Source organism: Pseudomonas spartinae, from assembly GCF_965197125.1.
GTDB classification, from domain to species: Bacteria; Pseudomonadota; Gammaproteobacteria; order Pseudomonadales; family Pseudomonadaceae; genus Aquipseudomonas; species Aquipseudomonas composti_A.
On record NZ_CBDAMB010000004.1, the window covers coordinates 210,213 to 219,174 of the forward strand.

Annotated in this window: 11 protein-coding genes, 1 tRNA gene and 1 pseudogene; 7 read left to right on the top strand and 6 right to left on the bottom strand. The window is 63.0% G+C overall.

Annotation, left to right across the window (positions count from 1 at the left end):
* Window positions 1-81 precede the first annotated feature (81 nt).
* From ACN8M7_RS11685 to ACN8M7_RS11705, 5 genes are all read left to right on the top strand, one after another.
* The gene (locus ACN8M7_RS11685) at window positions 82-783 is read left to right on the top strand and encodes a YebC/PmpR family DNA-binding transcriptional regulator (protein ID WP_061237799.1); all 702 of its coding nucleotides are present in this window, start codon (window positions 82-84) and stop codon (window positions 781-783) included.
* A gap of 41 nt (window positions 784-824) precedes the next feature.
* Window positions 825-1,226 (top strand): NUDIX hydrolase, encoded by a 402-nt coding sequence (locus ACN8M7_RS11690; RefSeq protein WP_061237798.1) that lies wholly within the window; start codon window positions 825-827, stop codon window positions 1,224-1,226.
* Between the two features lie 141 nt (window positions 1,227-1,367).
* Entirely contained in the window at window positions 1,368-1,697 is a 330-nt protein-coding gene (locus tag ACN8M7_RS11695) for a DUF2025 family protein (RefSeq protein ID WP_490260872.1), read from the top strand.
* Between the two features lie 79 nt (window positions 1,698-1,776).
* On the top strand, window positions 1,777-2,187 hold the full coding sequence (locus ACN8M7_RS11700) for a GNAT family N-acetyltransferase (protein WP_490261016.1): 411 nt from the start codon (window positions 1,777-1,779) through the stop codon (window positions 2,185-2,187).
* A gap of 108 nt (window positions 2,188-2,295) precedes the next feature.
* Window positions 2,296-3,342: a GGDEF domain-containing protein gene (locus ACN8M7_RS11705; protein ID WP_061237796.1), complete on the top strand. Its 1,047-nt coding sequence runs from the start codon at window positions 2,296-2,298 to the stop codon at window positions 3,340-3,342.
* A gap of 4 nt (window positions 3,343-3,346) precedes the next feature.
* Here the strand turns inward: ACN8M7_RS11705 and ACN8M7_RS11710 are convergent, their stop codons facing one another.
* The 3 genes from ACN8M7_RS11710 to ACN8M7_RS11720 all read right to left on the bottom strand — a co-directional run bounded on the left by ACN8M7_RS11710 (window position 3,347) and on the right by ACN8M7_RS11720 (window position 4,787).
* Entirely contained in the window at window positions 3,347-3,673 is a 327-nt protein-coding gene (locus ACN8M7_RS11710) for a hypothetical protein (RefSeq protein ID WP_061237795.1), read from the bottom strand.
* Between the two features lie 141 nt (window positions 3,674-3,814).
* Window positions 3,815-3,890 (bottom strand) — tRNA-Thr (locus ACN8M7_RS11715).
* A 54-nt stretch (window positions 3,891-3,944) separates the two neighbouring features.
* On the bottom strand, window positions 3,945-4,787 hold the full coding sequence (locus ACN8M7_RS11720; protein ID WP_061237794.1) for a CvfB family protein: 843 nt from the start codon (window positions 4,785-4,787) through the stop codon (window positions 3,945-3,947).
* Window positions 4,788-5,027: 240 nt separating this feature from the next.
* Between ACN8M7_RS11720 and ACN8M7_RS11725 the strand changes: the two genes are divergently transcribed.
* Entirely contained in the window at window positions 5,028-5,219 is a 192-nt protein-coding gene (locus ACN8M7_RS11725; RefSeq protein ID WP_003462311.1) for a PFL_1563 family small protein, read from the top strand.
* Window positions 5,220-5,418: 199 nt separating this feature from the next.
* On the opposite strand, the gene ACN8M7_RS11730 is transcribed toward ACN8M7_RS11725, so the two are convergent.
* Window positions 5,419-6,564, bottom strand: a complete 1,146-nt coding sequence (locus ACN8M7_RS11730; protein WP_490260873.1) for a PQQ-dependent sugar dehydrogenase — start codon at window positions 6,562-6,564, stop codon at window positions 5,419-5,421.
* Window positions 6,565-6,647: 83 nt separating this feature from the next.
* Entirely contained in the window at window positions 6,648-7,349 is a 702-nt protein-coding gene (locus tag ACN8M7_RS11735) for a substrate-binding periplasmic protein (RefSeq protein WP_490261017.1), read from the bottom strand.
* 171 nt (window positions 7,350-7,520) lie between these two features.
* Between ACN8M7_RS11735 and ACN8M7_RS11740 the strand changes: the two genes are divergently transcribed.
* Entirely contained in the window at window positions 7,521-8,498 is a 978-nt protein-coding gene (locus tag ACN8M7_RS11740) for a zinc-dependent alcohol dehydrogenase family protein (RefSeq protein WP_061237792.1), read from the top strand.
* A 154-nt stretch (window positions 8,499-8,652) separates the two neighbouring features.
* On the opposite strand, the pseudogene ACN8M7_RS11745 reads toward ACN8M7_RS11740, so the two are convergent.
* Window positions 8,653-8,792: pseudogene (locus ACN8M7_RS11745) on the bottom strand (MFS transporter); the annotation flags it as partial.
* Window positions 8,793-8,962 lie beyond the last annotated feature (170 nt).

Here is an 8,962-nt window from a genome sequence, read left to right on the forward strand (position 1 = left end):
GCACTAGAATCCGCAGCCTATCCGATCGTCACGCCGCAACCTGCGCTGACGCCGTATCACCTATCGGCCAGGAGACCCCAGATGGGCGCCCAGTGGAAAGCCAAACCCAAAGAAGCCGCCGCCAATGCCCGAGGCAAGATCTTCGGCAAGCTGGTGAAGGAAATCATGCTCGCCGCGCGTAACGGCGCCGACCCGGACATGAACCCCAAGCTGCGCCTGGCCGTGCATCAGGCCAAGAAAGCCTCGATGCCCAAGGACACCCTGGAGCGCGCCATCAAGAAAGGCGCCGGTCTGTCCGGTGAGGTGATCAACTACGAGCGCACCCAGTACGAAGGATTCGCCCCGCACCAGGTGCCGGTGATCGTCGAGTGCCTGACCGACAACGTCAACCGCACCGTCGCCGAAATTCGCGTGCTGTTCCGCAAGGGCCAGCTCGGTGCCTCCGGTTCGGTGAGCTGGGACTTCGACCACGTCGGCCTGATCGAAGCCACCACCGAAGATGACTCCGACCCGGAACTGGCGGCCATCGAAGCCGGTGCCCAGGACTTCGTGCCCGATGACGAAGGTTCGACCCTGTTCATCACCGACCCGACCGACCTCGACGCCGTGTGCAAGGCGCTGCCGGAGCAGGGCTTCACCGTCAACTCGGCCAAGCTCGGTTACCGCCCGAAGAACCCGGTAAGCAGCCTGACACCGGAGCAGATGGAAGAAGTCGAGGCCTTCCTCGAAGCCATCGACGGTCACGACGACGTACAGAACGTCTACGTCGGCCTCGCCGGCTGATATTCGTCGGGCGCCCGGCTCGGGCGCCCGACGCTGACCTCATGAAAACCACTCTCCACATAGCCGCAGCCTGCCTGTTCGACGAACGTGGCCGCCTGCTGCTGGTGCGCAAGCGCCACACCCGTTTCTTCATGCTGCCTGGCGGCAAGCGCGAAGCAGGCGAAGACGCACTGTCGGCGCTCGAACGTGAACTGCTGGAAGAGCTGGAGCTGCAACTGCCTGCCGCCGCGCTGCAACCTGTCGGCCAGTTCCAGGCGCCCGCCGCCAACGAGGCCGACACCTGGGTGCACGCTGACATCTTCCGCGCCACCCTGCCCCACGCCGTTCAGCCCGCCGCCGAGCTGGAAGAACTGCGCTGGCTCGACACCACCGAGCCGCTGCCCGATGACCTGGCGCCCCTGCTGCGCGATCAGGTGCTGCCGGCTCTGGCGGCCACCCTTTAGGGCCGTCGCGAGCGACGTCAACACGACCTCCAACGGTTTCTTGATCCACGGCAACGCAGGTGACAGCCCCAGCGATTAGGCTGCGCCGATAACCAGAACCATTCGCCTTGCCTGCAAACCCCATAGGAAACGAGGTTTGCCATGAGTATCACGTCCGCCCAGATCTGCCAGGCAGCCGACCAGTTGCAAGGCTTCGTCGGCTACAACGCCAAGACCGAGCAGTACCTGCTGCGCTTCTCCGAAGACAGCTTCGGCCTCGATGTGCCGGCCGACACCATCACCCCCACCTGCGAATACGTCTGGCACGCCGACGAAGGCGAGCTGATGCGCCTGGATCGCCAGCGCCTGGCCTGGCTGCAGGAACAGCGCATCGATGACCGGGTCAATCTCAGCGAGCCGTTGCGCGTCTATCTGCGCCGCAGTGATCTGCCGGAAATACGCGCCGAGCGACGCCGCCTGGCCCCAGCCTGAATCGCCGCCAGGGTGCGCACGCGCACCCTGGCGGCCGGCTTCTGCTTAAATGATCCACCGCCCCGCTGCTTCCGTACCGATGACCCCACTGTATTACCGCCCCCTTCCGCCGCTGCTGCGCCCACTGGTCGACAAGTTCTACCGTAGCCAACGCTCACCGATGCGCAGCCAAGCGGGCGACGAGATCTGGGTCGCCGAACAGGTGGGGGAAATCGTCGCAGCACTCAGCCTGCGGGCAGTCGCCGGTGGGCAGTGGCTCACCGGCCTGTTCGTCGCTACCGCGCTGCGCCGCCAGGGGCTGGCCGCGACCCTGCTCGATCACGCTCTGGCGCAGCATCCCGAGGCGATCTGGCTGTTCTGCCATCCTGATCTGCAAAGCTTTTACCAGCGCCAAGGCTTCGAGGTTGGCCACCCCCTGCCGGCAGAACTGGCCGAACGGCTGGCCCGCTACCAACGCAGCAAGTCGTTACTCTCGCTGCGCGCCCACTGAGCAGCCTCTCGGCCTGGGCCAAAACACTGGCACTTTGCTCAGGAATGCCCCTTGCCATTAGCGGTCAAAGCTCTGCATGCTAGGTCCATAACGACGAAAAGAAACGCTATGGCCACCCAGACCGCTCGTTTGCTGAAGCGCTTGCGCAAGGATTTCCAGCTATCGATCATCACCCTGATGGGGCTGTTCGGCGTCCTTGGCATCTCTCCTTACGCCGTCTACCGTTTGCTCACTGGCAACTACCTGGTCGGCATCGCCGACACCGTCATCGTCTTCTCCACGCTGGCCGCCGTGCTCTACGCCTGGATAACCCGTGACACGGTCAAACCCGGCATCTACCTGGCCGCCGTGTTCTCCGTCAGTGCCACGCTGATCGCCATCAACCTGGGGGTCAATGGCCTGTTCTGGATCTACCCACTGATCCTCTTCAATTTCTTCATGGTCACACCCGGCAAGGCCCTGCTGGCCACCTCACTGGTGTTGGTCAGTCTGGTCAGCCATGCCCTGCTGGTGCCCGGCAGCGTGTTCGAAAGCCACTACCAGATGGTGTCGTTCCTGGTCACCTGCATGATGGCCAGCGTGCTCAGCTTCATCTTCGCCTTCCGCACCCGTACCCAGCGCGACCAGCTGCAACTGCTGGCCATTCATGACCCGCTGACCGGCGCGCACAATCGCCGGGCGATGAACGAAGAGCTGAAAATCGCCATGGCCAGCCATCGCCGCCACAGCGACAGCTACGGCCTGCTGGTGATGGACCTGGACCATTTCAAGCAGATCAACGACCGTTTCGGCCACCATGTCGGCGACCAGGTGCTGGTGGCGTTCGTCGAGCTGATCAAGCGCTGCTCACGCAAGGAAGACCAGCTGTTTCGCTTCGGCGGCGAGGAGTTCCTGCTGCTACTGCCCAATACCGAGGTCGAGGGGCTGCGCGCCGCTGCGCAGAACCTGCTGAGCCGCGTCGCCAACGAACTGCAGAGCCCGGGCGGCGCGGTGACCGTCTCCATCGGCGGCGCCATCCTGCACGGTGGCGAGCACTGGGAAAGCTGGCTGCAGCGCGCCGATGAATGCCTGTATCGAGCCAAGAGCGAGGGACGCAACCGCGCGGTGATCGCCGAAGCCCCGAGCGGCCAGAGCAAGACCACCGCCAGCCATTGAGGCGTCAGCGGCTGCGCTGTTGTTGATAACTGCCGCTGCCAGGCTGGCGCTCGATGATCAGCCCACCTGGATATTCGGTGCTCTGCCGGATGCCACCACGGCTTTCGCTGGAGTAGCTGCCATAATTGCTTTCCTGGCGCACGCTGCCCTGCGGCAGACGCTGCCCGCCATAGAGGTTGTGCTGCTCATAGCTCGACGAACCCGAGACGCTACCGCTGGCCCCTGGGCTGACGTAGCTCTTGGGAATGACGCGAATGGTCTGCGGCTGGTCGGCGAACGCAGCACCGGCCAACGTCGCAGCCAGGATCAACACCAGCGAACGAATGAACATGAGCACCTCCCATCTGAGCCCGGGCAGACGTCGAACGCCTGAAACCCGAAACCATCATCACCCCGGCTTTGACAACAGCGCGAGGGAATTTTCAGCGCTGAAACGACAAAGGGTCAGCCGAAGCTGACCCTTTGCTGGAAATGGTGCCGGAGATAGGAATCGAACCTACGACCTTCGCGTTACGAGTGCGCTGCTCTACCGACTGAGCTACACCGGCGGGAAACGACGGCATTATGCGAGTTGCCGCGCTCGCGCTCAAGTCACGGCAACATCAGTTGTCGAGCAGTTCGATGCGGTCGTCGTGGATGCGAATCAGGCCCTGCTTGTAGAGACCACCGATGGCCTTCTTGAAGTTGCCCTTGCTGACCCGGAACTGCTCGGCGATCAGCTCTGGCGAGCTCTTGTCGCCCAGCGCCAGCATGCCGCCCTGCGCCCGCAAGCGCTCGATGATCTGCTCGGCCAGGCCACTGGCAGCTTCTTGGCCGATGGGCTGCAGGCTCAGGCTGATCTTGCCATCGGCGCGCAGCTCCTTGATGTAGCCCTTCTCGCGCATGCCACTGCGGATGAACTTGAACAGCTCGTTCTTGTGGATCAGGCCCCAGTGCTTGCCGTCGATGATGGCCTTGAAGCCGAGATCGGTACGCTCGACCACCAGCAGATCGACTTCCTGGCCGACCTGATAGTTGGCCGGCACCTTGTCCAGGTAGCGGTCCAGGCGCGCAGTGGCGGTGAGGCGACGGGTGCGCTTGTCCAGATAGAGGTAGATCACGCAATAGTCGCCGATCTGCAGCGGGCGCTTCTCTTCGGAATGCGGCAGCAGCAGGTCCTTGGGCAGGCCCCAGTCGAAGAACAGGCCGACACGGTTGATGTCCACCACCTTGAGGCTGGCGAACTCACCCAGCTGGATCTTCGGTTTCAGCGTGGTGGCGATCAGCTTGTCTTCGCTGTCGAGGTAGAGAAACACGTTGAGCCAGTCTTCGACTTCGCTCGGCGTGTCCTTGGGGATGTAGCGCTTGGGCAGGAGGATTTCGCCATCCGCACCACCGTCCAGATACAGACCGAAATCGGTGTGCTTGACCACCTGCAAAGAATTCATCCGCCCAATCAAGGCCATCGCGTTTCACCTCACCAAAACAGCCGGCCATTCTACCCGAGTTAATCCGCGACCGGGCTGGCAGCGTGGCGAAGCGACGGCCGGTCGAATGGCGGCATAAGTACCTGGGAAACAAGCCATAAATTGCAGCGAAAAGCCCTCCATGCGCAGCGTTATGGTATGTATCCGGGCGATTAAGCGAGCAGAAATAGGCGAATTGAGGCATAATGGCCGGCCGCCCTTCTGAAAGAGATCAAGGTCATGGCCACCCTGCGCGTGAAGTCTTCCTCCAGCAAAGTCAGCAAACCCGCCCCTGCCGTGGAAACCCGCGAGTCCATCGAGGCGCAGATTGCTGCCTTCCTGCAGGGTGGCGGCGAAATCCAGCAGATCGCCAAAGGCGTCAGCGGCCAGACTTACGGCGGTACTCGCCAGATCACCATCAGCAAGAAGTGATCGCTTCGGGTGTGCATCGCGCACCCAGCCCCTCCCCGCTCAGGGCACCTCTTAAAACTACCTGCGTTGTCATCGCTGCGTTAAAAACAGGCTCGTGCGCGAGTCCGATCAAAATGCTCATTTACAACTCGTAAACTGCGCTTTTTCGCCCGTTTTCGCCTTGCGCTGACTGCCTCGCCTACGTTTTTAGAGGCACCCTTTACTCGCTCGCCAGCCCCAGGCGCAGCAACTGCCCTTTCGGCGCATCCGTCAGCACGTAGACATAGCCATCCGGTCCCTGCCGCACGTCGCGTACCCGCACCTTCAGCGATTCCAGCAAGCGTTCCTCATGGGTGATCCTGTCGCCGTCGAGCTGCAGGCGAATCAGTGCCTGACCGGAGAGCGCACCGATGAACAGGTTGTGCTGCCAGGCCGGGAAACGCTCGGCATCGTAAAAAGCCATGCCGCTGATGGCCGGTGATTTTTCCCAGACATGATGAGGCGCCTCGGTGCCTTCCACGGTTTTGCCCTTGGCCTCGGGAATCGCCAGCATCGAATAGTTGATGCCGTGGGTCGCCAGTGGCCAACCGTAGTTCTTGCCGGCCTCGGGAATGTTGATTTCGTCGCCACCGCGCGGACCATGCTCATGGGTCCACAGGCGGCCACTCCAGGGGTTGAGCGCCGCGCCCTGCTGGTTGCGATGGCCATAGGACCAGATTTCCGCACGCGCGCCGTCACGGCTGACGAAGGGGTTGTCCTCGGGGATGCGCCCGTCCGGGAAGATGCGCACCAGCTTGCCCTGCAGCTTGTCGAGGTCCTGCGCGGTGGGACGATTGTTGTTGTCGCCCAGGGCGATGAACAGGTGGCCATCGCGGTCGAACACCAGGCGCGAACCGAAGTGCGTGCCACTGGACAGTTTCGGTTGCTGGCGGAAGATCACCTCGAAACCCTCCAGCGCCGTGGCATCGGCCGACAGCTTGCCGCGCCCGACAGCCGTACCTGCCGCGCCGTCGCCCTGCTCGGCGTAGGACAGATAGACCAGACGGTCCTCGGCGAAATCAGGCGACAGCACCACGTCAAGCAAACCGCCCTGACCGACGGCGAAGACCTCGGGCACGCCACGCAGCGGCGCGGACACCTCACCCTCTGCACTGACCCGGCGCAACGCTCCCGGCCGCTCGCTGACCAGATAGCCCTGCCCGTCCGGCAGGAAGGCGACCGCCCAGGGGTTGGCCAGACCTTCGGCGACGGTGTGAACGTTCAGCGGCCCCAGCTCGGAGCTCAGCTGCCGGTCTTCGGCGAGGCTTTGCTGGTAACCGAACAAAGCGACCAGACCGAGGGCAGCGAGGGGTTTCAGGCGCGGCATCGTGGCGTCTCCAGGCGTCAGACAAGCGGCCATAGTGCAACAGCCCCTCAGCCGTGGCAGCCTTGCAAAAGTTTCCTCAGGTTTCAGTCCATCTGGTAACGCTGCTCGATGCGCTGGTATTCGCCGGACTCACGCAACAGGCGCAGCCCTTCGTTGAAACGCCGGCGTTGTTCGTCAAGACGAAAGCCGACGCGGTAAAGCGTGGGCGGAAAAATATCGAACCAGGCCAAGGGCTGGGTCACGTCAACCTGGTCGGCAACATCACGATCCAGGTAGCGGATGATGCGCTTGTCGCCCACCACGATATCGATGCGCCCGCTGTAGAGCAGGCGGTTGCGATTGATCTGCGATGCCTCCTCGCGGTAGCGCGGATTGTTCTTGGCCATGCGCTCGAACTCCGGCCCCATCAACCACCTTGCACGCTGAAAGGTGCTGATGGAGTAATTGCCGAGATCGGCGATTCGTTCGATGTGATAACCGCGCTTGGCCAGCGCCACCGCCATGTTCTGATAATGGATGTAGACGTCCGAGTAGAACGCCGGCACGCCACTACTTTCGTTAGTGGTGGTGATGGCATCTATCTCGCCGCGACGCAGCATCAGGTGCAGACGTTCCATGGGCGCGTAATAGGCGGTCAGCTCGAAGCCGGCATTATGCGCGGCGCGCTCCACCAGCTCATATTCCAGGCCACGCGGCTCCCCCTCGAACACATAAGGCGGCTTGTGCGTACCGAAGCCGACGTGCAGCACCTGCGCCGCAGCCGTCGCACTCAGGCACGACAACATCAACACCAGCCACGCTCTGAACATCATCTCCCCCACTGTCGGTCCCGCCAGAGCATAGACGCCAGGCCACCTTCATAACCACAGTGGATGCCGGCCGATTCATTCCGCTTTGCCTTATCGAGGCTAGACTGGCTGCACGCATTTTGCGCCTGCCTTCAGGAGACCAAGACCATGCTCAAAGCCGAATACCAGCAACGCGGCCCGGTGCCGCAGGACGTGATCAGCGCGGTGCCACTGCAACTGCCGGAGCCCGCTGCCGGGCAAGTGCGGGTCAAGGTACTGGCTGCGCCGATCAACCCGTCCGACGTGCTGACCCTGACCGGCGCCTACGGCATGCTGCCGCCGCTGCCCGCCGTGGGCGGCAACGAAGGTGTGGGCAAGGTCGAGGCGCTCGGTGAAGGCGTGAGCAACTTCAAGGTCGGCCAGACCGTGCTACTGCCGGTCGGCTGCGGTACCTGGGTCACGGCTCTGAATGCCCCGGCGGAGAAACTCATCCCGCTGCCGGACGCCGACCCGCTGCAGCTGGCCATGCTCACCGTCAACCCACCCACCGCCTCGCTGCTGCTCAGCGAGTTCGTCGACCTCAAGCCGGGCGACTGGGTGATCCAGAACGCCGCCAACTCTGGGGTCGGCAGCTACCTGATCCAGCTCGCCAAGCTGCGCGGTTTCAAGACCATCAACGTGGTACGCCGTGATTCGGCCATCGCGGGCGTCGAGGCCGAAGGCGGTGACCTGGTGCTGGTCGACGGCCCGGACCTGGCCAAGCGTGTGCGCGCAGCCACTGGCGGCGCCGAAGTTCGTCTGGGCATCGATGCGGTCGGCGGCGTCAGCACCGACAACCTGGCAGCAGCCCTGGCCAACGGCGGCGTGCTGGTCAACTACGGCATGATGAGCGGCCAGTCCTGCCAGGTTTCGCCCTCCTCGTTCGTGTTCCGTGACGTGACCCTGCGCGGTTTCTGGCTGGCCAAGTGGTTCCAGCAAGCCAGCCCGGCGCAGCAGATGAAGGTGTTCGGCGAGCTGGTGCAACTGATCGCCAGTGGCAAGCTGAAGACCCGCGTCGCTGCTACCTATGACCTGGAACACATCAAGGACGCCGTAGCAGCCGCCGCCAGCGGCGAACGTGACGGCAAGATCCTGCTGGTGCCCTGAGCGCACCAACCGAGCGCCGTAGGGGCGGTCACGCTTTACCGATCCACCGCTCTGGTGGATGTAAAAAGCGACGCACCCTACGGCTTCACACTGCCCAGGGTGCGCCGGCCAGGCCATGGCCGATGGTGACGGCCGCACCGATCAGACCGGGCTACAGGTCGCTCAGGCTCCACCTCCGGCTAATCGCCTCGGTGATGCTCGCCGCAATGCTGCGGTCGAAGAAGTTGAACAGCTTGGCCAGAACAAGCAGGAAGAGAATGCCCAGGCATTCGCGGCTTGCTGGGTAGGCTGCACGACAAGCCCTCCTTTTTTTGTCCGCGTGCGGCTTACTGCGGTGGCGCCTACCGAGCGCGGAATGACGCGCTGCGACCATTGGTTTGATTGATGCAGACCGATGAGGTGACGGCAAACCGGCGTCAATATTAGACCGAAGAACGCAAAGTGCTTTTTTCCGTGCTAGAACC